This is a genomic window from Formosa sp. F44 (genome assembly GCF_056238645.1).
This window is the reverse complement of sequence record NZ_JBWDLJ010000004.1, coordinates 255,740-280,740: the sequence shown is the minus strand read 5'-3', so window position 1 is coordinate 280,740 and position 25,001 is coordinate 255,740. Positions and strand designations below refer to the sequence as shown.

At 34.9% G+C, this 25,001-nt stretch carries 20 protein-coding genes; 8 read left to right on the top strand and 12 right to left on the bottom strand.

What is annotated here, in order from left to right; translation table 11 throughout:
* Positions 1 to 16: 16 nt before the first annotated feature.
* From mutL to AC0UBM_RS13965, 8 genes are all read right to left on the bottom strand, one after another.
* Entirely contained in the window at positions 17 to 1,894 is a 1,878-nt protein-coding gene (gene mutL, locus AC0UBM_RS14000) for a DNA mismatch repair endonuclease MutL (RefSeq protein WP_475689011.1), read from the bottom strand.
* Positions 1,894 to 2,184, bottom strand: coding sequence for a riboflavin synthase subunit beta (locus tag AC0UBM_RS13995; RefSeq protein WP_414037108.1), 291 nt, complete (start codon positions 2,182 to 2,184; stop codon positions 1,894 to 1,896). Before AC0UBM_RS13995 ends, mutL begins: the two co-directional genes overlap by 1 nt.
* A gap of 8 nt (positions 2,185 to 2,192) precedes the next feature.
* A complete protein-coding gene (locus AC0UBM_RS13990) occupies positions 2,193 to 2,411 on the bottom strand; it encodes a hypothetical protein (RefSeq protein WP_414037109.1) in 219 nt (72 codons plus the stop codon).
* Between the two features lie 1,055 nt (positions 2,412 to 3,466).
* The gene (gene trxA / locus AC0UBM_RS13985; protein WP_475689010.1) at positions 3,467 to 3,763 is read right to left on the bottom strand and encodes a thioredoxin; all 297 of its coding nucleotides are present in this window, start codon (positions 3,761 to 3,763) and stop codon (positions 3,467 to 3,469) included.
* A 78-nt stretch (positions 3,764 to 3,841) separates the two neighbouring features.
* Entirely contained in the window at positions 3,842 to 5,254 is a 1,413-nt protein-coding gene (locus AC0UBM_RS13980) for an MBL fold metallo-hydrolase (RefSeq protein ID WP_475689009.1), read from the bottom strand.
* Between the two features lie 57 nt (positions 5,255 to 5,311).
* Positions 5,312 to 6,112, bottom strand: coding sequence for a sulfite exporter TauE/SafE family protein (locus tag AC0UBM_RS13975; RefSeq protein WP_475689008.1), 801 nt, complete (start codon positions 6,110 to 6,112; stop codon positions 5,312 to 5,314).
* Between the two features lie 98 nt (positions 6,113 to 6,210).
* The gene (locus AC0UBM_RS13970) at positions 6,211 to 6,843 is read right to left on the bottom strand and encodes a Crp/Fnr family transcriptional regulator (RefSeq protein ID WP_414037113.1); all 633 of its coding nucleotides are present in this window, start codon (positions 6,841 to 6,843) and stop codon (positions 6,211 to 6,213) included.
* Positions 6,844 to 6,967: 124 nt separating this feature from the next.
* Positions 6,968 to 8,035 carry an aldose epimerase family protein gene (locus tag AC0UBM_RS13965; protein WP_475689007.1) on the bottom strand — a complete coding sequence of 356 codons (1,068 nt, stop codon included), beginning with the start codon at positions 8,033 to 8,035 and terminating at the stop codon, positions 6,968 to 6,970.
* Positions 8,036 to 8,440: 405 nt separating this feature from the next.
* Between AC0UBM_RS13965 and AC0UBM_RS13960 the strand changes: the two genes are divergently transcribed.
* The 7 genes from AC0UBM_RS13960 to AC0UBM_RS13930 all read left to right on the top strand — a co-directional run bounded on the left by AC0UBM_RS13960 (position 8,441) and on the right by AC0UBM_RS13930 (position 17,986).
* Entirely contained in the window at positions 8,441 to 8,938 is a 498-nt protein-coding gene (locus AC0UBM_RS13960) for a GbsR/MarR family transcriptional regulator (RefSeq protein ID WP_414037115.1), read from the top strand.
* A 25-nt stretch (positions 8,939 to 8,963) separates the two neighbouring features.
* Positions 8,964 to 10,094: an efflux RND transporter periplasmic adaptor subunit gene (locus AC0UBM_RS13955; protein ID WP_414037116.1), complete on the top strand. Its 1,131-nt coding sequence runs from the start codon at positions 8,964 to 8,966 to the stop codon at positions 10,092 to 10,094.
* Positions 10,095 to 10,107: 13 nt separating this feature from the next.
* On the top strand, positions 10,108 to 13,251 hold the full coding sequence (locus tag AC0UBM_RS13950) for an efflux RND transporter permease subunit (protein ID WP_475689006.1): 3,144 nt from the start codon (positions 10,108 to 10,110) through the stop codon (positions 13,249 to 13,251).
* Positions 13,252 to 13,255: 4 nt separating this feature from the next.
* Positions 13,256 to 14,671 (top strand): efflux transporter outer membrane subunit, encoded by a 1,416-nt coding sequence (locus AC0UBM_RS13945; RefSeq protein ID WP_434035444.1) that lies wholly within the window; start codon positions 13,256 to 13,258, stop codon positions 14,669 to 14,671.
* A 150-nt stretch (positions 14,672 to 14,821) separates the two neighbouring features.
* Positions 14,822 to 15,229, top strand: a complete 408-nt coding sequence (locus AC0UBM_RS13940) for a hypothetical protein (RefSeq protein WP_475689005.1) — start codon at positions 14,822 to 14,824, stop codon at positions 15,227 to 15,229.
* Between the two features lie 78 nt (positions 15,230 to 15,307).
* Positions 15,308 to 16,309, top strand: coding sequence for a M28 family metallopeptidase (locus tag AC0UBM_RS13935; RefSeq protein WP_434037773.1), 1,002 nt, complete (start codon positions 15,308 to 15,310; stop codon positions 16,307 to 16,309).
* Between the two features lie 99 nt (positions 16,310 to 16,408).
* On the top strand, positions 16,409 to 17,986 hold the full coding sequence (locus tag AC0UBM_RS13930; RefSeq protein ID WP_475689004.1) for a M28 family peptidase: 1,578 nt from the start codon (positions 16,409 to 16,411) through the stop codon (positions 17,984 to 17,986).
* 252 nt (positions 17,987 to 18,238) lie between these two features.
* Here the strand turns inward: AC0UBM_RS13930 and AC0UBM_RS13925 are convergent, their stop codons facing one another.
* From AC0UBM_RS13925 to AC0UBM_RS13915, 3 genes are all read right to left on the bottom strand, one after another.
* Complete coding sequence (locus AC0UBM_RS13925; protein WP_434035441.1) at positions 18,239 to 18,685, bottom strand: protein-disulfide reductase DsbD domain-containing protein; 447 nt, start codon at positions 18,683 to 18,685, stop codon at positions 18,239 to 18,241.
* Positions 18,686 to 18,885: 200 nt separating this feature from the next.
* On the bottom strand, positions 18,886 to 20,685 hold the full coding sequence (locus tag AC0UBM_RS13920) for a polysaccharide biosynthesis protein (protein WP_475689003.1): 1,800 nt from the start codon (positions 20,683 to 20,685) through the stop codon (positions 18,886 to 18,888).
* Positions 20,686 to 20,779: 94 nt separating this feature from the next.
* Positions 20,780 to 21,910, bottom strand: a complete 1,131-nt coding sequence (locus AC0UBM_RS13915) for a DegT/DnrJ/EryC1/StrS family aminotransferase (protein WP_475689002.1) — start codon at positions 21,908 to 21,910, stop codon at positions 20,780 to 20,782.
* Positions 21,911 to 22,168: 258 nt separating this feature from the next.
* Here AC0UBM_RS13915 and AC0UBM_RS13910 point away from each other — a divergent pair, with 258 nt between their 5' ends.
* A complete protein-coding gene (locus AC0UBM_RS13910; protein WP_475689001.1) occupies positions 22,169 to 22,780 on the top strand; it encodes a sugar transferase in 612 nt (203 codons plus the stop codon).
* An 821-nt stretch (positions 22,781 to 23,601) separates the two neighbouring features.
* Here the strand turns inward: AC0UBM_RS13910 and AC0UBM_RS13905 are convergent.
* A complete protein-coding gene (locus AC0UBM_RS13905) occupies positions 23,602 to 24,987 on the bottom strand; it encodes a sugar transferase (protein ID WP_475689000.1) in 1,386 nt (461 codons plus the stop codon).
* Positions 24,988 to 25,001 lie beyond the last annotated feature (14 nt).

Sequence of the window (25,001 nt, the reverse complement as noted above, 5' to 3'; positions counted from 1 at the left end):
TTTTATTTCTGTGAAATTACATAAATTTTTTATCCAATTCATCCACCGTCATCGTAATGAATGTTGGTTTATTAGCAGGCGAAACATTAGGATCCTTACACGCAAACAAACTATTCACTAAATGATCTTGTTCGGTTTGGTTAAGTGATTGCCCTGGTTTTATAGCCAAACTTTTAGCTAAAGATTTAGCCAATAAATCGGCTGCACTAAAATTAGCATCCGGAACCTCATGTTCTACATCACTAATTAATTGCTCTAATATAATACTTACTTCGCTTTCAGGAACATTTATAGGCAATCCAATTATTTCGACCATCTGATTTTCAAAATTCTGAAACACAAAACCAGCATATTCTAAATCGTTTTTCAGATTTAAAATAATATCATGTTCTTGTTTAGAAAATTGAATTTGAAGAGGAAATAATAACTGCTGACTCACCGTATCCTTTCCGGTTATATATTTTAAAAAATCTTCGTATAAAATACGTTGGTGTGCGCGATGCTGATCGATAACTAACATTCCCGATTTTATCGCACTTAACACATATTTATTTTGAAGCTGATATGAACTTTGCTTAGACGTCATCTGATTTTCACCAAATAAAGACGCTGTACTTTCTACACTTTCAAACTGCATTTCACTAAAATCCTGTGTCGATTTTGTGCCTTTAGATTCCATACCAACATACATACTTTCCCAACCTGCAGTTGAAGCTGGTTTACGTCCAGAAAATGATGATGATGATGATGCCATATTAGATCTAGAAGGTGCTATAGCTTTTTCTGTATCAAATGGATTGAATGAACGATCGACTTCTATAGTTGGTGTACTTGCCGATTTATTTGAATAATCGTAAGGCGTATCTAAATTCGCATCCCGTTCAAAATCTAATACGGGCGCAATATTAAATTGCCCTAAACTATGTTTTACAGAGGCTCTTAAAATAGCATATAAGGTATGCTCGTCGTCGAACTTAATTTCTGTTTTTGTGGGGTGAATATTGATATCTATAGTTTGCGGATTCACTTCTAAATTTAAGAAATAACTCGCATGTGTACCGTCCTTAATCAGCCCTTCAAAAGCCGCTGTTATGGCGTGATTTAAATATGCACTTTTAATAAATCTATTGTTTACAAAAAAGAATTGTTCGCCTCTAGATTTTTTAGCATACTCCGGTTTACCCACAAAGCCCGAGATTTTTAACACATCGGTATCTTCATTAACGGGTACCAATTTTTCATTGGTTTTCGGACCAAAAATATTAACAATACGCTGTCTATAATTACTTTGTGGTAAGTTAAAAACTTCCGAGCCATTATGATACATCACAAAACTAATGCTGGGATGTGCCAAGGCTACACGCTGAAATTCATCAATAATATGACGCGTTTCAACCGTATTAGATTTTAAAAAATTACGTCGCGCAGGAATATTAAAAAACAAGTGTTTTACAGCAATCGATGTTCCTGTTGGTGTAACCACCACATCCTGATCTACAATCTCGCTCCCCTCTATAGTTATGGTAGTACCAACTTCTTCTTGCTCTTGCTTAGTTTTTAACTCTACATGCGCAATGGCCGCAATACTCGCTAAAGCTTCTCCACGGAACCCTTTGGTATTAAGCTGAAATAAATCTTCGGCAGACCGTATCTTTGAGGTTGCATGACGCTCGAAACTTAAACGCGCATCGGTAACACTCATACCCACACCATCGTCAATGACTTGAACCAAAGTTTTACCGGCATCTTTTACCAATAATTTTATGGTTTCGGCTTTTGCATCGATTGCATTTTCTAATAACTCTTTAACTACTGAAGCTGGCCGCTGTACCACCTCGCCCGCTGCAATTTGATTCGCAACATGGTCTGGTAAAAGTTGAATAATATCTGCCATTATGTATTTGGAAGGAATATTGATAAATCGAATTCTATGATAAAAAGAAATATTAAAATAAGAATAGCGATAATAATTAGTATGCGACGATTAGCTGAGCGATCTGGCGATTCTTTTAACTCGTCAAAAGCATTTTGAAATTTAGATTTTATACCACCTGTAGGTCCGACGGTCTTTCTATAATCGTCGAATTTATGTTTCATTTCAAACGGACTCCCCTCGCCTTCATTTTTAAAATGTCGAGGTGTGTACGAAAACTTTTTATTTTTTCTGCTTTTAAAAATCCCCATAATACATGCTACAATTCATAATTATTTAATACATACCATAAAACAATCACCAACATAAAAATTATAAGCCAACCCGATAAACGGATGCCTGTTTTACCTTGGTGTTTTCGTGTTCGTTTAAGCTCGTCCCATTTAGACGACATTTCATTAGAAGGCTTCTGCTCTTCTTTCTGAAATTTAGGCTTATAACCAAACGCTTTATTTTTTCGTTGATTAAATAAATTCACTATTTAAAAACTAATCGTTGTTAATCTCCAAATGTACTCAAAATTGAGAAGAATCTCGAATTGGCTTTCTAAAAAAATGTTAACAAATGGAAGGAGAATACATCATTTTGACGGTCTTTAACTAGAAAAAGCATGCAATGACTTCCCTTATATTGACGCAATCCCAAAGGTTGCATTTAATAATGACGTATAGTTTGATCTTGGATGGATTAGAAACGTACTGTATTTAGCTTTAAACCTTCTTAACCTGTAACAGATTTTGAATATTTAATAAGTTTAATACCTCCTGTGTATTATTTCGAAATCATAACACATCACTAATATTCCAAGGTGTTCGAACGGAGTCGAGAACTGATTAAAAATCAGAAATCATTCAAATTAGAATATGTAATCAACTTAACAATTCTTCTAAATTAAAAACAACAACGATGTCCCAAGGTGTTCAAGCGGAGTCGAGAACTGATTAAAAATCAGCAATCATTCAAATTTGAATATGTAATCAACTTAACAATTCTTCAAAATTATAAAACAACAACGATGTTCCAAGGTGTTCGAGCGAAGTCGAGAACTAATTAAAAATCAGAAACCATTCCAATTTGAATATATAATCCACTTAACAATTCTTCTAAATTATAAAACACAAGGATGTTCTAGGGTGTTCGAGCGGAGTCGAGAACTAATTAAAAATCAGCAATCATTCAAATTTGAATAATTAATCAACTTAACAATTCTTCTAAATTATAAAACACAAGGATGTTCTAGGGTGTTCGAGCGGAGTCGAGAACTAATTAAAAATCAGCAATCATTCAAATTTGAATATGTAATCAATTTAGTAATTCTTCTAAATCCTAAAACAACAACGATATTCCAAGGTGTTCGGGCAAAGTCGAGAACAGAAAAACATTCAATTATTTATTTTTACACGTTCACTTCAATAGCGAATACAGAAATAATCCGTTTTTATAAAATGGATTTTGGATAAGGCATCAAAAAAAAAGCACCCCATTAAGGATGCTTTTCTCATTAATTAACCGGTACAATTAAAACATGACATTTTAATTGTTTCCCTTTATTAGTTGAAGCAAGTCCGTTTTTTGAACCACTCCCGACTGTCTCCAAACTTGTGTACCGCCTTTGTATAAAATTAATGTAGGTACACCTCTTACGTTTAATTGTGCTGCTAATTCTTGATTCTTATCGACATCAATTTTTAAAATTGAAACGGAATCTCCAAGACTATCTTTCACCTCTTTTAAAACTGGAGCCATAGCTTTACATGGTCCACACCATTCGGCAAAAAAATCGACCAACACGGGTTTATCTTGTTTTATTAGTTCTGAAAATCGACTCATATTGTTTTGTTTTTATAAAGTTTAATTTAATCACCTTATGCTTTTAAGCCGTTCGTATTTACAAAAACAGTTTTATTTCTATTTTTTCAATGTAGAAGGGCACACAAAATTGGTTAAAGGTATACCTGCTTCACGAATTGCTTTCATACCTCCAGCAACATCTATTAAATTATGAAATCCTCTACTTTTTAAAATAGACGCCGCAATTACCGAACGATAGCCTCCCGCACAATGCACATAAAAAGGTTCTTCTTTAGGAATCTCCGACAAATGTTCATTAATAAATTCTAAGGACGCATTTTTAGCAGAATCGATATGCTCCGACACATATTCTGTATCTTTTCTAACATCAAAAACATGCAATTTTTCTGTTTCTAAACGTGCTTTAAAGGCCTCTGCTGTAATAGACGAAATAGTATCAAATTTCTTACCTTCTGTTTTCCAAGCGTCGAAACCGCCTTTTAAATACCCCAACGTATTGTCGAATCCCACTCGAGACAAACGGATTACGGCTTCTTCCTCCATTCCCGGATCGGTAACCAATAAAATAGGCTGTTTCGTATCTTTAATTAAAGCCCCTACCCATGGCGCAAATCCGCCATCTAGTCCAATAAAAATAGAACGTGGAATATGACCTTTTATAAAATCGTTTTGATGACGTACATCTAAAACTAAAGCATCAACAGTATTCGCAACGGTTTCAAATTCGTCTGGATTTAAAGCTTTTGTGCCTTTTTCAATAACCGCATCAATATTATCGTAGCCTTCTTTATTCATTTTAACGTTAAGAGGAAAATAAGATGGCGGTGGTGCTAAGCCGTCGGTAACTTCTTTCACAAACTCGGCCTTTGTCATGTCTGCACGCAAGGCGTAATTCATTTGTTTCTGGTTTCCTAAGGTATCAACTGTTTCCTTCATCATGTTTTTTCCACAAGCAGAACCTGCACCGTGACCTGGATATACAATAACATCGTTAGCTAAAGGCATAATTTTAGTCCGCAAACTATCATATAAAAACCCTGCTAAATCGTCTTGCGTAACATCCGATTTTTGCGCTAAATCTGGACGACCAACATCGCCAAGAAACAAGGTGTCTCCGCTAAAAATAGCATAATCTTTTCCGTTCTCATCCTGTAATAAATACGTTACACTTTCCATGGTATGTCCAGGCGTATGCAACACTTTAATAACAACATTCCCTAACTTAAATTCCTGACCGTCTTCTGCAATAATAGCATCGAACGACGGATTTGCCGTTGGCCCGTATACAATTGGAGCACCTGTTAACTCTGATAAGGTAACATGACCACTCACAAAATCGGCATGAAAATGCGTTTCAAAAATATATTTAATCTTAGCACCTTCTTTTTCGGCACGCGTTATATAAGGTTCTACCTCACGTAACGGGTCTATTATAGCAACTTCTCCTTCACTTTCTATATAATAAGCGCCTTGCGCTAAACAACCGGTATATATCTGATCTACTTTCATAATGTTTTAATTGTAATTAAATTTACGACTCTTTTTTAAATGCTATAGTAACACATGTTACATAATAAGTTCTTTAATTATGATATAAAATCCCATAATTAATACAAACCAACCAAACCCTTTTTTAAGTTTTTTTCCTGGAATATAATTAGACAAATAAGTTCCTAAATATATACCAACCACAGCTATAGCTGTAAAACTTAATAGAAATATCCAATCAATTTCTACATTTCCAATATCTCCTACAAACCCAATTAATGAATTAATGGCGATAATAAACAGCGACGTTCCCACCGCTTTTTTCATAGATAAATTACCTAAAATGATTAAGGCTGGAATAATAATAAAACCACCACCTGCTCCAACAATTCCTGTAAAAAAACCAATAACAATGGCCTGATTAAAAATTAAAAGATTGCTTAATTTTCTAGGCGCATGGGCATCCAACTCTTCTTTTTTAGGTTTTAACATACTTATAGAAGCAATAACCATCATAATGGCGAACATGACCATGATGAATATGCTTTTGGTTACCTCGAAGTCTCCAATACTAAATATAGATTCTGGTATGGCCGGAATTATAAATTTTCGCGTAATAAAAACCATAGTGAATGCTGGAATCGCAAAAACAGCGGCAATTTTCACGTCGACTAAACCTTTCTGAAAATTTTTAAAGGCACCAAAACATGAAGACACACCTACTATAAAAAGAGAATATGCAGTAGCTGTTACAGGATTTAACAGTAAGAGATACACCAAAATTGGCACGGTTAAAATAGACCCACCACCACCGGTTAAACCTAAAACTAAACCGACAACCAATGCACCTAAAAAACCTATAATTTGAGTAATATCCATGACTAAAATTTAGACAAATGTACTCTATACATTAACCGTTAGGGGTAACTTAGGTTACACAGCGTCTTGAATAATTTATATAAACTTAATTTTAAGCATTATAAATCTAGCATATGAATCTGATTTCGATGTAGTTTTAATAGCCCTTCGTTTTCTAATTTTTTAAGTAATCTAGAAATAACAACACGCGAAGTGTGTAAGTCGTGGGCAATGTCTTGATGTGTTACACTAATAACCTCGTTATGGTTAACCATTGCCTTATCTTTTAAATACTTAAGCAAACGTTCGTCCATTTTTAAGAATGCAATGGCGTCTATAGACTCTAACAACTCGACAGTACGCTCGTGGTAACTTTGTAAAATAAAGTTTTGCCAACTGGTATATTTAGACATCCACTCGCCCATTTTTTGCACGGGTACCATAATTAAAGTTGCAGGTGTTTCGGCAATTGCTCGAATCTCACTTTTAGAATTCCCCATGCAACACGAAATACTCATAGTACATGTATCGCCTTGTTCTATAAAATATAATAGTAACTCGTCTCCTTTTTCATCTTCTCTCAGAATCTTTAAAGCGCCACTAATTAACAACGGCATATGGGAAATTGTCTGACCAATATCCATAAGTGTAAACCCTTCGGAAACTTCCTTATAAAGGCCACATTGGTTTATCTCTTGAAGCAATTCATCTTCAAACAAATAGCCGTAATGTTGCTTTAATTCTTCAATCATAAGTTAGATAATAAGACTTTAAAGATAAGCATAACTCTCGTTTCTTATTTTAAAATAGGGCAAAATTCTATTAAAAGACACGGCACAAAAAGGATAAAGGGCTTAACTACTATGTTAGTACCATTTACTTAACCGAAAATTTAAAATGCGTTTCTGTTTTATAGATATCCCCGGGATTTAAAACCGTCGAAGGAAAATCCTCTTGGTTTGGCGAATCTGGAAAATGCTGTGTTTCTAAACATAAACCAGTACGGTCTGCATAGCGAGCGCCATCCCCATAAGGTAAAGCACCATCAAGAAAATTCCCTGTATAAAATTGCACTCCCGGCTGATCTGTAAAAACCTCCATATAACGACCACTATCTTTATCTAATACTGAAGCCACCAAATTCACTTGCTTTGTCGGATGATTTAAAACCCAAGTATGATCGTAACCTGAACCATTTGCTATTTGCGAATGCTCGGCATTTATATCCTGACCGACGCGTTTTGGTGTTCTAAAATCGAAAGGTGTATTTGTCACAGATTCTAGTGTACCAAGCGGTATGGCGGTTTCGTCTGTAGGCACATAAAAGTAGGCATTAATCATAACCTCTTCGTGGGTTACCGTTTTAGTAAAATCTCCTGATAAATTAAAATATGAGTGTTGCGTTAAATTTACTACCGTTGTTTTATCTGTGGTAGCCTGATAAGCAACTTCTAACGTGTTATCTGCTCTAAGCGTATATGTTATCATTACATTTAAGTTCCCCGGATACCCTTCTTCCATGTCTTCACTTAAATAAGATAATTTTAGAGCCACCTTATCATTCGTTTCAATGGGTTCTGCGTTCCAAATCACTTTATCAAAGCCTTTAATACCGCCATGTAAATGATTCGGACCATTATTTATTGCTAAAGGATAGTCTGTACCATTTAATGAAAATTTCCCCTTAGAAATACGATTTCCAAAACGGCCAATTATCGCTCCAAAATAGGTTGGGTTACTTAAATAAGATTCTAAATTATCGTAACCTAAAACCACGTTTTCAAACTTCCCATCTGTATTAGAGACTGTTAGTTTGGTTATAATGCCTCCAAAAGTAATCACATCCACTTGCATGCCATTAGCGTTCTTAAGGGTATAAAGGTCGACTTGATCTCCTTCAGGTGTTGTTCCGTAAACCGATTGATTAATTGATACTTTTCCCATCTTCAATTTTACTTTGTATTAATGTTTGCGAATACAGCAATCCATACGACTTATAATAGTCTAAGTGCTAAAATTAACAAAAATGAAATCAATCACTTCCTATTTTTAATCCTAATTTACCGAATTCCCTTTTTCGCTTAAATCATGTTTAAGACTATGTAAGTGCAGTACACTTTAACCGACCTCTTAACCATTGTTTTCGTTTTTTTTTTTAAATGCTCTTGACTTAATCAGGCATACCGCCAATTTTAAATCATTATTAAAAGAAGAGTATTTGCATTTTAAATTACTCATAGCTTATTTAATTAACTTAAAAATTGTGTTAAATTCATTTAACTTTCTTTTAACTTCTTTTGGTTCGGTATTTTCCGAACCAACACTATATTTGTGCAAAATTTAATACTAATGGAAAATCAACTTCTTAAAGAAAAGGAAAGACTTGTAGAGAAATTAGGAGTTATTATCGAAAATAAAAATCAGTTAGCACCTGTTGCCAGCCGTATTATTTCTTATGTAATTTTAACAGGAAAGAGCGGAACAACATTTGAAGATTTAGTAGTAAACCTATGTGCAAGCAAAAGCACAATTTCGACGCATTTAAATCATTTAGTCGATTTAAAGCAGTTAGAATATTTCACAAAACAAGGCGACCGAAAGCGCTATTATACAGTAAGTCAGTGTCATATTTTCAACCATATGGAAAACATGGTAGACGCGTGGACCTCTGAAAAACAATTGCATTTTGAAATGAAATCTTATAAAACAAAAATGAATGAATTAATTACAGATGATGCTGAGAAATTCAGTTTAGAGTTTCACAACAATTACATTAGCTTCTTAGATGAAGTCACGAAATCGGTTTTAAAGCTGAGAGAAAAAATAGAACACAATCAAATTAAATAATAGTATTCAAATCAAAAACAGTCATATGAAAATTAAACATTACATGATTTTATCGCTAGCCATTTTAGCGGTAACGTTTATAAGTTGTGGAGATAGTAAATCGGAACAACCGCAGCAAGCGCAACAAGCCCCACCTTTTCCTGTTACCGTTTTACAAAACAAAACAGTAACAGCTTATCAAAATTACCCAACAAGTATTAAAGGGATTGTAAGTAGTCAGGTTAGAGCTAAAGTAAGTGGTTATGTTCAGAAAGTACTTATCGACGAAGGTGAGCCAGTAAAGAAAGGCCAAGTGCTTTTTAGATTAGAAACACAATCTTTAAGCCAAGATGCAGGCGCAGCAAAAGCTCGTGTAAATGTAGCTAAAGTTGAAGTTGATAAATTAATTCCTCTTGTAGAACAAGGAATTATTAGCCCAGTACAATTACAAACGGCTAAAGCCAACTTAGCACAAGCAGAAGCCAATTACAGTAGTATAAATGCAAGTATAGGCTATGCAACAATTAAAAGTCCGGTAGACGGGTATGTGGGATCTATTAATTTTAGAGAAGGTGCTTTAATTAGCCCTAGCGACCCTACACCTTTAACAACCGTAAGTGATATTAGTAAGGTATACGCCTTCTTTAGTTTAAACGAAACTCAGTATTTAGATTTTTTACAAAATGCTGAAGGAAAGACGTTAGAAGAAAAATTATCTCACTACCCAGATGTTAACTTAATTTTAGCCAATGGTAGTTTGTATTCTATTAAAGGAAAAATACAAACCAGTTCTGCACAGATTAATCAAAATACAGGTACGGTAAGTCTTAGAGCTATTTTCGATAACCCAAACCGTTTAATTACAAATGGTAGTAGTGGTAAAATTCAGATTCCTGTTGTATACGAAGATGCGATTGTAGTACCACAACAATCTACTTACGAGCAACAAGGAAATGTAATGCTTTACAAATTGGAAGAAGGAAATAAAACAGTAAACACTTTGGTAAAAGTTAAAGCCGCTGTAGATGGTTTATATGTTTTAGAATCTGGACTAAATGCAAACGATAAAATTGTAACTTCTGGAGTTGGTAAAGTAAGAAACGACATGGTTATTACGCCTCAAGAAGTCCCTTTTAGTGAAGTCACTAAGCCTATAGAAACCTTATTTAAAAACTAGAAATTCAGAACACATGTTAAAAACATTTATTGAAAGACCCGTGCTTTCAACGGTAATTTCTATTATTATAGTGATACTTGGTGTCATTAGCATCAATAGTCTACCCGTAGAAGAATATCCGGATATAGCCCCGCCAACCATTAAGGTGGCCGCCTCTTATCCTGGAGCTAATGCTGAAACAGTATTAGAAAGTGTTATTATTCCTATCGAGGAACAAATAAATGGTGTGGAAGGTATGACGTACATTACCTCTACTGCATCAAATAACGGTACTGCCGAAATCACTGTATATTTTGATCAGGAGATGGACGCCGATATCGCAGCCGTAAACGTGCAAAACCGTGTATCGAGAGCAAATCCTTTATTACCTGCAGAAGTTATTGCCACGGGTGTAACCACTCAAAAGCAAGAAACAAGTGCATTGATGTTTATCTCGATGTATTCTGAAAATGAAGATTACGACGCGACATTTATTCAGAATTACTTAAAAATTAACGTGATTCCTGCCATGCAACGTATTAGTGGTGTTGGAGATGTTAGTGTATTCTCTCAGCAAGATTATGCTATGCGTATATGGTTAAAACCTGAAAAATTAGCGGCTTATAATTTAATTCCGTCTGATATTTCTGCTGCTTTAGCCGAACAAAACTTAGAAGCGGCTGCGGGTGCTTTAGGTCAGAATAACGGAGAAGCTTTTTCTTATGTATTAACCTATAGCGGACGTTTTAAAGAAAAGCAACAGTATGGAGACATTGTAATTAAAGCACTAGGAAATGGAGAATTTCTTAGATTAGACGATGTAGCCACTATAGAACTGGATGCACAGTCGTATTCTTCGAATGCTATGAGTTTAGGAAAACCTGCCGTGTTTATGGGGATTTTCCAAACAAAAGGATCGAATGCACAGGAAATTATTGAAAATATTAAAACCACTCTAGCAACAGTTGAATCTGATTTACCAGATGGTTTAAAAATATTTGTGCCTTACGATACGAGTTTATTCTTAAACGCATCGATTGAAAAAGTAGTTCATACTTTATTAGAAGCCTTTATACTGGTTTTCTTAGTTGTATTTATATTTTTACAAGATTTCCGTTCTACATTAATTCCGGCCATTGCGGTTCCGGTGTCTATTATTGGAACGTTCTTTTTCTTGAATGTTTTTGGCTACTCCATAAACTTATTAACCTTATTTGCCCTTGTCCTCGCCATTGGTATTGTGGTAGATGATGCCATTGTGGTTGTAGAGGCCGTTCACGCCAAAATGGATGAAGGTGAGAAGAATCCGAAGAGCGCCACTTTAATCGCCATGAACGAAATATCGGGTGCGATTATCTCGATTACTTTGGTAATGGCAGCGGTATTTATTCCAGTAACCTTTGTACAAGGACCAACAGGAGTATTCTACGAGCAATTTGGAGTTACTTTAATTATTGCCATCTTAATTTCGGCAGTAAACGCCTTAACATTAAGTCCAGCTTTGTGTGCTTTATTATTAAAAACACATCACGAAGATGAAGAGCTTAAAAACAAAAGTAAATTACAACGTTTCTATACCTTATTTAACCGCGGATTTAATGCCACGGTCGAAAAATACGGACAGTCACTTGCCTTTTTATACAGAAAAAAATGGGTCCCAGTTCTACTTTTAGTATTAGCAGTTACTGGAATTTTCTGGGCAGCGAAAACAACACCAACAGGATTTGTACCTAATGAAGATAGAGGAATTATTTTTGCTAACATCGAATTACCAGCTGGTTCTTCTTTAGATAGAACAGATGCCGTATCAAGAGACTTGTATGCAAAAATTAAAGATGTAGAAGGTATTGACGGGGTTAACTTTATTAAAGGTCGTAGTATCATTAGTGGTGCCGGTAGTAACTTCGGATTCGGAATTATAAAACTTAAGGACTGGACCGATCGTGAAGGCGAAACATTATCAGCCAATGCTATTACCGGTAAATTATTTGGTATTGCTGCGACTATGCCAGAAGCTAACATTATTTTCTTCTCTCCTCCAAGTATCCGTGGTTTTGGTAACTCGGCAGGATTTGAAATTAACTTGTTAGATAAATTTGGTGGTGAGTTTACAGACTTAGATAAAATGAATCAGGAATTTGCAATGGCTTTAATGAAGCACCCTGAAATTAAATATGCGCAGTCGGCATTCAACACCAAATATCCGCAATACGAAATGGAGGTTAACGTGCCTTTAGCGAAAGAAAAAGGTGTACCAATTAACAGTATATTCTCGACATTACAAGGATATATTGGTGGAATTTATGCTTCAGATTTCTCTCGTTTCGGGAAACAATTTAGAGTATACATTCAAGCCTTACCAGAAGACAGAGCAGACGAAGGTGCTTTAAACAGCATGTACGTTAGAACAGATTCTGGAGAAATGGCACCAATTACACAGTTTGTTAATTTAAAACGTGTGTATGGACCACAGTCGGTAACGCGATTTAACTTATTTAATTCAACCACCTTAACAGGAGCAACCAATGACGGATTTAGTACAGGGGATGCCATTAGAATTATAAAAGAAGAAGCGGCTAAATTACCAAGTAATTATACTGTGGCTTATTCTGGTTTAACACGTGAAGAGGTAAATGCAGGTAACCAAACCACCTTTATTTTTATATTAAGTATTTTGTTTGTGTATTTCTTATTAAGTGCACAATACGAGAGTTACTTACTACCTTTTGCAGTGGTACTGTCAATTCCTTTTGGTGTATTCGGAGCTTATATAAGTACGAAAACTCTAGGACTTGAAAACAACATTTATTTCCAAATTGCCCTCATCATGCTTATTGGGTTACTCGCGAAAAACGCCATTCTAATTGTAGAATTTGCGCTGCAACGCCGAAAACGAGGCGAATCTATTGTAGATGCAGCAATCCACGGAGCAAAAGCACGTTTACGTCCAATTTTAATGACTTCATTTGCATTCATCTTAGGATTAATGCCATTAGTATTAGCTAAGGGTGTAGGTGCAGAAGGAAACAAATCTATTGGTACAGGTGCTGCCGGAGGTATGCTTATTGGGACATTATTAGGTGTATTTATTATACCAATATTATTTATTTTATTCCAATGGCTACAAGAGAAAGTATCTAGTAAACCTGCAGTAATCGAACAAAACATAGAACAATAATCGTATGATATCAATTTTAAAACATAAAGTACTTAGTAAAATTGCGGTATTGCTTTTTGCGATGGTAACATTACAAAGTTGTTTTGTTGCTAAAGATTATGAGCGACCTCAATTTGAAGAAACCCAAGATTTATACAGAACAGATAATCTGCCAACAGATAGTATTTCTATGGCAGATGTGTCTTGGAAAGATTTATTTACAGACCCGTATTTAAATCAATATATCGAAGAAGGTTTATCAAACAATATCGATATAAGAATGGCCATCCAACAAATGGTAGCAGCAGAATCTTATGCGAAACAAGGTAAAGCAGGATATCTGCCATCAATTGGGATTGGAGCGACTGCAACACACCAAGAATTAGCTAAAAACAGCCAGTTTGGTGCACTATTTAACGGAGCAATAGATCAATATGAATTATCGGCAGACTTATCTTGGGAAGCAGATATCTGGGGAAAAATCAGAAGTGCGAAACGTGCTTCAGATGCCAACTACCTACAATCTGTTGCGGCGCATAAAGCGGTAAAAACCATGTTAGTTTCTGGAATTGCATCTACTTACTATCAGTTATTAGCTTTAGATGCACAACTTAAAGTGACAAACGAATCTATTGCCACTCGTAAAAAAAGTGTTGAAACCATCACTGTTTTAAAAGAAGCAGGACAGGTTAACCAAGTAGCGGTAGACCAAAGTATTGCTCAATTCAATAATGCAAGTGCTTTAAAGATAGATATCGAAACAGCTATCTTTAGAACCGAAAATACATTGAATTTACTTTTAGGAAAAAGTGCTAATACCATTGCCAGATCAGAGTTAGATAGTCAGACGTTAGAAACTGAAATGAAAATTGGTGTACCTTCTATCCTATTAAGAAACAGACCAGATGTCATGGCAGCAGAATTTGGATTAATCAATGCATTCGAATTAACAAATGTGGCTAAAAGTCAGTTTTACCCTTCTTTAACCCTAACAGCTTCTGGAGGTTTCCAAAGTTTAGATTTAAAAGATTGGATTAGTGCTAATTCTATTTTCGCAAATGTTATAGGTGGTTTAGCACAACCTATATTTAATAAACGAAGTATTAGAACACAACACGAAGTGGCTATCGCACAACAAGAACAAGCTCTTTTAAATTTCGAAAAAACGTTATTAACAGCAGGAAACGAAGTTTCTAACAGTCTGTATAAATACGATGCCGAAAACAGAAAAATTGTTTTTAGAGAGAATGAAGTCGAAGCGCTTAGAAAAGCAGAGTCTAATTCTGAAGTGCTTTTAAACAATGGTTACGGAACGTTTTTAGATTTATTAACAGCTAGAGCTACGGCATTAAGTGCAGAGCTTAATGTTGTAGATAGTAAATTACAACAATTATTAAGTGTAGTAGATTTATACGAAGCCCTTGGTGGTGGTTGGAAATAATCTGCATATCTTATAATTTTAATAGTAAAAGCCCTTTTCTTATGTAAAAGGGCTTTTTTGCGTTTAAACTTCCATATAATTCTAGAAATAGTTTAAAAAACGTTGTATTTTCGACTTTATATTTAAAACCATCTCGCACACAGATAATCAATGAGAAAATCAATTATTTTAACAGCCTTAGTTTTAGCTGTAGTCGCCGCCATTATGGCAACGGTTAGTGCCTATTATTTTGCTCTTATACCAGGTTTATTAGCACTGGCTTTAGGTTTTTATGGTATGAAATTATCTAAAGCGCGTATACAACCTAAAAAAACAGCGCAACTTGCCATATTATTGGGAGCTCTCGCCATATGCCTTTCTGTTTATAATTTAGTATTTGCCCCAAAACAAGAACTTACAATTTCGAACACTACCGAAAAAATTGAAGAACCGACTCCCGATGATATAGATGATGAAGATTTTAGTGACGAAGAACTAGATGAGTTAGAAAATGAGGTAACACCCTTAATTAAACCGACAGATTCGGTACCTCCTCCTGCAAATATTATTAAAAAATAAGATCTCCATATGACTATTAGACTTTGCTATAAAAAAAACAAAGCAGTGCTTGCAACGGTATTATCCATACCTTTTTTTATGATTTTAGGGTGCTCTAACACCTCTAAAAATCAAAACACATCTGAAGATGCTACCCTATTAGATAGTACTTTAATTAGGGAATACACCAATACTATAACTGCATCAGAATTAAAACAGCATTTAGAAATATATGCTTCAGATGAATTTGAAGGCCGCGGAACAGGAACAAGCGGACAAAAAAAAGCAACAAATTATTTAAAGCAGTTTTACATTAAAGAAAACATACTTTCACCTATAAACGACACCATTTATTTTCAGGATGTCCCAGCCTCTTATTTACCTGAGAACATAAGCGATTCCGAAAATGTCTTGGCCTTTATAGAAGGTTCTGAAAAACCAGAAGAAGTTATTATTATTTCTGCTCATTTAGATCATGTTGGAATTATAAACGACGAAATTTATAATGGTGCAGACGACGATGGTTCGGGGACAGTAGCTTTATTAGAAATTGCTCAAGCCTTTAAACAAGCTACACTAAACGGACACGGACCTAAACGTAGCATTTTGCTATTGCACGTTACTGGCGAAGAATTAGGTTTATACGGCTCACGTTACTACGCCGAACATCCAATTTTTCCTCTAGAAAATACTATTGCAAACTTAAATATAGATATGATTGGCCGTGTAGACGATGCTCACAAAGATAATCCTGAATATGTATATTTAATAGGATCCGATCGTTTAAGCGACGACCTTCATGAGACTTCAGAATATATTAACACCACCTTTTTCAACCTAGAATTAGACTATACATTTAACGCTCTAGACGACAAAAACAGGTATTACTACCGTTCCGATCATTATAACTTTGCAAAGCATAATATCCCTGTTATTTTCTATTTTAACGGTACACATGCAGATTATCATAAAGCGACAGATACCGTAGACAAAATAAATTTTCCAATGCTTCAAAAACGAACGCAACTTGTGTTCGCAACAGCTTGGCAATTGGCGAATCAGTCTAGCCGCCCTGCCTTAAACGAAGACATAGAAAATTAACCTATAAAATTAACATTACAAGAACTAAAGCCTATATAATTAGGAAACACTTTAGTCCGTTCCTATAAAACACACCTTTAATTGTTCAAATCAAAATCTATGAAAAAAAAGTACTTAATAGCTAGTGCTGCGGTTATCATGTTAAGTTGTGGTAGTTCTAACAAAACATCGACATCTTCAACAACTACAAAAACCGAAACCGTATCAAAATCGACTAACAATGTTAATTTTTATGCCGAAACCATTACTGAAGCCGAATTAAAAGCCGATTTAATGATTTATGCATCAGACGAGTTTGAAGGTCGTCTTACAGGACAACCTGGTCAGAAAAAAGCAGTAGAGTTTTTAAAGAAACGTTATATCGATTTAAATATTCCTGCCGCTAAATCCGATGGTAATTATTTTCAGGATGTACCTTTAGAAATCGCAAAAAATCCTGAAGCAACGTTAACCATAAACGATTCTAAATTCGAATTAGGTCACGATTATGTGTCTGTATTATCTAGCGATTCTGGAACTATAAATACAAATGAAGTTATTTTTGCTGGTTTTGGTATTGAAGACGAAGCTTACTCCGATTATAGTTCCGTAGATATTACAGGAAAAGTTGTTTTATTAAAATCTGGAGAACCCCAAAAAGCAGATGGCACTTACATTATTTCAGGAACTTCTGAAGCTAGCGAGTGGTCTAATTTTAGAAAGGAAATGACTCTAAAAAGAGATATCGCGAGAGAAAAAGGTGCGAAAGCAGTGCTGTTTTATGCCACTAAAGACTACAAAAACGCGGTTAAACGTTTTGGAAATTCTAATGGAAGAATAAGTCTACAAGATAAAAAAGAGCAATTATATTTCTTTTTAATTGATACTAAATTGGCTACAGCAATACTACCAAATATAGAAAAGGCCAAAAAACAAGAAACTATTAAAACGGCGTTTAACTTAGATTATAAAAAGGTTAATGAAGAGATTCACTCAGAAAACGTTGCGGCATTTATTAAAGGAACAGACAAAGCAGACGAAGTTATTGTCGTTTCTGCGCATTTAGACCATGAAGGTATTAAAAATGGAGAAATCTATAATGGAGCAGATGATGATGGTTCTGGAACTGTTGCCCTATTAGAAATTGCTGAAGCTTTTAAAATGGCTAAAAATAATGGCCAAGGACCAAGACGTTCAATCTTATTTTTACATGTTACTGGTGAAGAAAAAGGACTGTTAGGCTCAAAATATTATTCTGACATCGACCCTATTATTCCTTTAGAAGACACTATGGTAGACTTAAACATTGATATGATTGGGAGAACTGATCCGAAACGTAAAAGCGACAACAGAAACTATATCTATTTAATTGGAAGTGATAAATTAAGTACAGATTTGCACAACCTTTCTGAAGACGTTAACACCTCTTGCTGTAACATCGAACTGGACTATACTTTTAACGACGACAATGATCCGAACCGTTTTTATTACAGATCCGATCATTATAACTTTGCTAAAAACAATATTCCTGTGATTTTCTATTTTAATGGAACGCACGACGATTATCATAAACCAACAGATACGCCAGACAAAATTGAATACGATTTGTTAGAAAACAGAACCAGACTCGTATTTTATACGGCTTGGGAATTGGCTAATCGCGAGGCTAAGATTACAGCAGATAAAGTTGTAGAATAAAGCAAAAAATTAGGCATTAAAAAATCCTTTAGTATCCATGGACGCTGAAGGATTTTTTTTTATTTTATACGTTGGTATTAAAGGGCTATTAGTTTAAATATAATTAAATAACATCTATCTCTGTTCTCCACTTCTCCCGAACACCCTAAAAAAGTAATTCGTTATAAAACGGTCTTAGCACTAACGAGAAAGAATCCTACAATTCTGAAAAACACTAGCAAACGACGATTGTTATAAAGCGTAATGTTTATATTATTTCACATCAAAAACCAAATCAATTTCGGTTGGAGGTAAACACCTTGTATCGTCACACACCATAAACTCTACAGTTCCATTAATCGTAAAAGGCACCGTCCCTTTAACTCGTATGCGTTGTTTAAATTCTGAAGTCCCTTCGAAAAACTTTATTTTCATATCAAAAATAGGATCATCTATAACGTGTCCAGCCCCCTCTTGAGTATTTCCTTTTTTAAGAAAATCTTTACTTCCCTTAAACGTAAAAGTTGTTGGAATCGGACCACCATCAGGCACAGATTGTGCATATAAATGCCATCCTTTGTCAATATTTGCTGTGGCCACTAACTCATATTCGGTATCGGATATTTTGTTTACCGATGTCGACCATTTTACCGGTTCTAATATTTGTCCGTTTACAGTTCCTACAATCATCAAGACTAGAAGTAATACTATTTTATTCATAATAAAAGGTGTTAGGTGTTTTAGGTTTAGTCCAAATATATACGAATATCTCGTCCCGTTAAAAAACTAGAATTAAACTTATATTTCTTTTAACAGTTTCAATCATCCTGTCTACTACAAAGTTTAGATTCCCCCAAAAAAAAATAGAAGTAAAAAAATAAAGATGTTAATCAATTCAGGGGAACAGACTAATGCAATTCTTATTTTTTATCATCTAAAACTTCAAACTTCGAGTTGTTTGAAATATACTCCGGCACAATATCTTTTATAATTGAAACCGTCACTAATGTCTTACAATGGGCATTTACCTCTTTTAACTTTAAGATTTGATTTAAGGTAACATCACTGTTAATGGGCCTGGATTTTGCGATCATGATTTTTTCATGAGGGGTCGGTTTCGCAATTTCTCCTTCTGCTAATAACTCTTCATCAATCTTCTCTCCAGGTCGTAATCCTATTATTTTAATAGCGATATCTTTTGGATAACGTAATCCGGATAGCATAATCATGTGTAAAGCTAAATCATATATTTTAACAGATTTCCCCATATCGAACACATAAATTTCTCCGCCACTCCCCATAGCTGCTGCTTCTAAAACCAACTCGCAAGCTTCAGTTATAGTCATAAAAAACCGAGTAATGTCTTTGTCCGTTACAGTTACTGGACCACCATGTTCAATTTGTTTTTCAAACAAGGGTATTACAGAGCCATTAGATCCCAAAACATTACCAAATCGTGTAGTTATAAATTTTGTAGTCTCTGTTTTATGCAAACAACTCATATATAACTCAGCAATCCGTTTAGTCGCTCCCATAACATTAGTCGGATTAACCGCCTTATCTGTAGAAATCATAACGAACTTTTTAACCTTATGTTTTACAGATATATTAGCAAGGTTTATAGTCCCGCCCACATTAACACTCACCGCTTCGTAAGGATTATTTTCCATAAGTGGGACATGCTTATAAGCGGCGGCATGAAACACGATGTCTGGTTTATATTTAGAGAACAATTGGTCCATTCTAATCACCGTCCTAACATCGGCAATAATCACTTCAAAGCGTTCAACTTCATTTTGAATAAACTCTTGCTGAAGTTCATACAATGGAGACTCCGCAACATCTACCAAGATTAATTTCTTATAATTAAAATGCGATAATTTCCTAGCAATTTCACTTCCTATAGAGCCCGCTGCACCCGATACCAAAATAACGTTGTCCTTATACTCATCTATTAATAAAGGATTCACGATATTAATACGCCCTCTCCCCAATAAATCTTCAATGTTTACATCCTTAATTTGTCCAACCTTTAAATCGCCATCTATCCAATGCTCTAACAATGGTACTATTTTAACATGAATAGATGTTGACAGAAAGTGTTTAGTTATGTCTAAAAGGCGTTCAGAACTTATATTTTGAATTGAGATGTAGACCTCATCCAAACCATGTGTTTTAATAAACTCAGTGGTTATATGCTGTATACCATAAGCGTCTAGTCCGTGTATTTTTGTTCCAATCTTCTCAGCGTTATCATCTATAAAACCAAGTAATTCTATATTACTTTTCGAATCTTTTATTATCGCATCATGAGTAGCCCTTCCAAAACGTCCTGCACCATATATTAATATCTGGCGCCTTCTTTTCCCATATTGAGCACGGTCTGTTTGTATACGTTGATGCATTGAGCTAATCAATAATCTAATACCCATTAGAAAAAGGATATTCAACAGTAAGTGAATACCAATAATCGAAACAGGTATATTAAAAACAGTCTCAAATCCGGAATATTGACTCAAATAAGCAAACCCTATTAAAATTAGTGCTAAAATACAAACGCAAAAAAACGCATTAAACACAGCCTTACCTTCTGTACGTCTCCGTAAACCACTAGTTGCATTTACAATACCATAACTAAACATTGCTGCGATTAAAACTATGGGGAGCTGAGTAAGTAACGTTCCAATATTATTAAATATTTCCAAACTATATCTAATCATATAAACTAGAAAAAATGAAATCGTAATCAGGCACAAATCACATGTTAACACCCCCCATTTTGAGATATTTCTATCCAAAAGTTTGTTTAGTATATTATTCATTTTTGTTAAAATAATTGATAATTACTGAAACGATTCTATGGAGGTCGTCTTGAGTTAGATTAGAACCACTTGGCAAACATAAACCACGTGCGAACAAATCATCCGAAACACCATTTATATACCGAGGTGCATCTTTAAACACGGTTTGCTGATGCATGGGTTTCCATAACGGTCGCGATTCTATATTATCGTGTTCAAGATGCATTCTTAACCTCTCTTGCTCGGTTTCATCTTTTAATAATACACAAGTTAGCCAGCGATTAGAGTAAAAACTTTCAGGTTCTTCTAAAAAAGCTATGCCATCTATATGTGATAATTTTTCCTTATAAAACTTGAAATTTTTACGTCGTTTTTGAACATGATCTTCTAAAACGAGCATTTGTCCGCGACCTATTCCAGCTATTATATTTGACATTTTGTAATTATATCCAATCTGTGAATGTTCATAGGCGACAGCCTGATCCTTCGCTTGAGTCGCTAAAAAAATGGCTTTATCCTTACGGTCTTGCGATGAACAAACAAGTGCACCGCCTCCAGAGGTGGTAATAATTTTATTACCGTTAAATGAAAATATCCCATAGTCTCCAAACGTACCGCAGTGTTGCCCTTTATAAGTACTACCCAACGCTTCAGCACTATCTTCTACGATTGGAATATTATAGTGTTCTGAAATGGCTTGAATCTCATCCACCTTATAAGGCATACCATATAAATGAACAGCAATTATAGCTTTAGGGGTTTTACCTTTACTTATCCGATCTTTAATGGCTGTTTCTAAAAGCATTGGACACATATTCCAGGTGTCACGTTCACTGTCAACAAAAACAGGCGTTGCCCCTTGATAAACGATTGGATTTGCTGAAGCAGAAAATGTTTTAGACTGACAAATAACCTCATCACCAGGCCCTACATGTAATAATATTAAAGCTAAATGTAACGCTGCTGTACCAGAACTCAAGGCCACAACGTCGTTGTTCTGCTTAAGATAGAGTTTTAAGTCCGCTTCAAAACCCGAAATATGTGGACCTATAGGAGCAATCCAATTCGAAGAGAATGCTTCATTAATAAAATCGATTTCGTGCCCACTCATATGTGGTGGTGATAACCATAGTCTTGAATTCATAAATTAAATTATTACAAATAACATAAAAACATATTTTACATCTACTTATAGATTATCGCATGAATTAAACCTAAAAACAAATTATTAATTTCAGTAAATTTATTAAGAACAATTCAATAAAAGCAATAAATAGCGGATATTTACCTGAATTTATATATGAGTTCTAGTATGTAATCAGGTGTTGTCCTAGAATGCTAAAATCAAAATAAAAAGAGAACAAGATCACAATATATGTATAAAAAGGGTTTTAAAAGAGCTATGGATATAACAGCCGCTATACTAGGTTTTATGCTCTTATTTCCAATATTTACATTAGTCACATTGGTATTGTTTATAACCCATGGTCAAGCTTTTTTTATTCAAAATAGACCTGGGAAAAACGAAAAAATATTTAAAATTATTAAGTTTAAATCCATGTCCGATAAAAAGGATATACACGGTAAATTGTTACCGAATTCCGAACGCATCACTACTTTGGGGCGATTTATAAGAAAAACGTCTATAGATGAAATCCCTCAACTATTAAATGTTATCAAAGGTGATATGAGTATAGTAGGACCACGCCCTTTACGCGTCAGTTATTTGCCATATTATACACTTGAAGAGGGATTAAGACATACTGTTCGTCCTGGAATTACAGGATTGGCTCAAGTTTCAGGTCGAAATGCTTTAAGCTGGGATACTAAACTATCTAAAGATGTCGAATACGTAAAACATCTAAGCTTTTTATTAGATGTAAAAATTCTACTAAAAACAGTAGTAAAGGTTCTAAGCGCATCCGATATAGAATTAGGTCCTGATGTCTTAGAGTTGGATGAGTATAGAAAAGAAGCCTCAATCTTAAAAGTGATGGACGCTAATAAGAAATAGTTTAATCTGTTTACTGCTCTTCTAGATTTAAGATGTCCACGCGAATTCAAGAACAGAGTTTAAAATCACACCATCAATCAAAGTAAAAGAAGACCAAATATAAATCATCAAACCAGATGTTTTCCCTCGGCATTCAAGCAAACTCGAGAACAAAAACAAGAATAAAACTTAGCATTAAATACTTAAAGGGTGTTCGAGCGGAGTCGAGAACTATAACAAGCAACAAACTTAACGTTAGATACTTTTCAAGGCGTTCAAGCAAAGCCAAAAACTAAACATACTTCTCAGGGTGTTCGAGCGAAGTCGAGAACTATAACAAGCAACAAACTTAACGTTAGATACTTTTCAAGGCGTTCAAGCAAAGCCAAAAACTAAACATACTTCTCAGGGTGTTCGAGCGAAGTCGAGAACTATAACAAGAAGTGAACTTAGCATTACATACTTCTCAAGGAGTTCAAGCAAAGTCAAGAACTAAAACAAAAATCAAACGAAGCATCAAATACTTTTCAGGGTGTTCGAGCGGAGTCGAGAACTAAAACAAGAAGTGAACTTAACATTAGATACTTTTCAAGGCGTTCAAGCAAAGCCAAAAACTAAACATATTCTCTAGGGCGTTCGAGCGGAGTCGAGAACTATAACAAGCAACAAACTTAACGTTAGATACTTTCCAGGCCGTTCAATCGGAGTTAAAAACTAAACATACTTCTCAGGGCATTCAAGCGGAGTCGAGAACTAAAAAATGCATAAACTTAGCATTAAATACTTAAAGGGCATTCAAACAAAGTCAAGAACACTAACACGTATCAAACTCAAAAACAAGCCTACTGTCCTCTAAAAAATATAACCGTACTAATGGTTTTTACAATCACATTTAAATCAAGAAAAAAACTACGGTGTTTTATATAAAACAAATCGTATTGCAATTTCATAAGGCTATCTTCAACCGTATCGCCATAACGCACTTTCACCTGTGCCCAACCTGTAATACCCGGCTTAATCATGTGTCGCGCTTCATAAAAAGGAATAACCTCTGCCAATTCCTTAACAAACTTCGGACGTTCTGGTCTGGGTCCTATAAGACTCATATCGCCCTTTAATATATTTAAGCATTGTGGTATTTCATCTAATCGCGAACGCCTTAAGAACTTTCCAAATCGGGTAACGCGTGCATCATTTTTAGACGCCCAAACCGCACCATGCTTTTCGGCATCCACCACCATCGTTCTAAATTTTATAATAGAAAACAAATTCCCATGTTCGCCCACACGTTGCTGACTATAAAATAAAGGCCCTCGGTTTCCTATTAGATTCCCTAACAGCACCAAAGGCAAAAACGCAATCCCGACAAGGCATCCTATTAGCGCAAAAACCATATCAAATATCCAACGCTGAAACAAATACAGCTTATTCTGGTTATTCCTATTAAACGGAAAATACTTATAAAAATCCTTCCCTAAATAGTGCACTGGAATACGATAAGTCATTTCTTCAAAAGCTTGTGTATATTCTTTTATCGCAAAGCCACGATGCAGAAGATGCATTAAATCCTGATATAAACTGGGCGTAATCAACTCCGAGTTATAAGTCGCCACTATAACTTCTGTTACATTTTTGTCTACTATAATTTTATTTAAATCTGCAGCCTTATATTTCTTAACCAGTTTGGGTAAAAGCGTATTACTGGGTTCACAATTAATAAATCCTACAATTTTATAATTCGGATCTACCGCTTTAAAAGACGATACGATCTCGTCTATATGCGTAGGTTCTCCAACCAACAAAACATTTTTATAAAACCGCGGACTAGATATTAAAGTAATATACAAAGCGCGCCAAAATAATAAGCCCCCCAGTATCCCTAAGAAGAAAAAAAAGATTTGTATCCGTTTATCGGGTAAAAAGGGTGTAAATAATGGCGTTAATAAATAAAAAACCACTACTACCATGGCCGTCATAAATACGTTGGGCAAGGTGGACTGGAACGTGCTCGATTTTTGTAAATCATAAATCTCAAAAACAGTCCCAAAAAGACTAAGGTAGACAACTAACACAATTACCCAAGACCAATTTTCATTAGACAACGTAAAATAATCAAAATGAAAATAAGTACTTAAAGCAAACAAAACGGTTAAAACAAAACCTATATCCACAACGCGTAGTAATATCTTACGTTCAGATATATTGAATGAGATTTGGTTTTTAGTCATTATGGTGTAGGAAT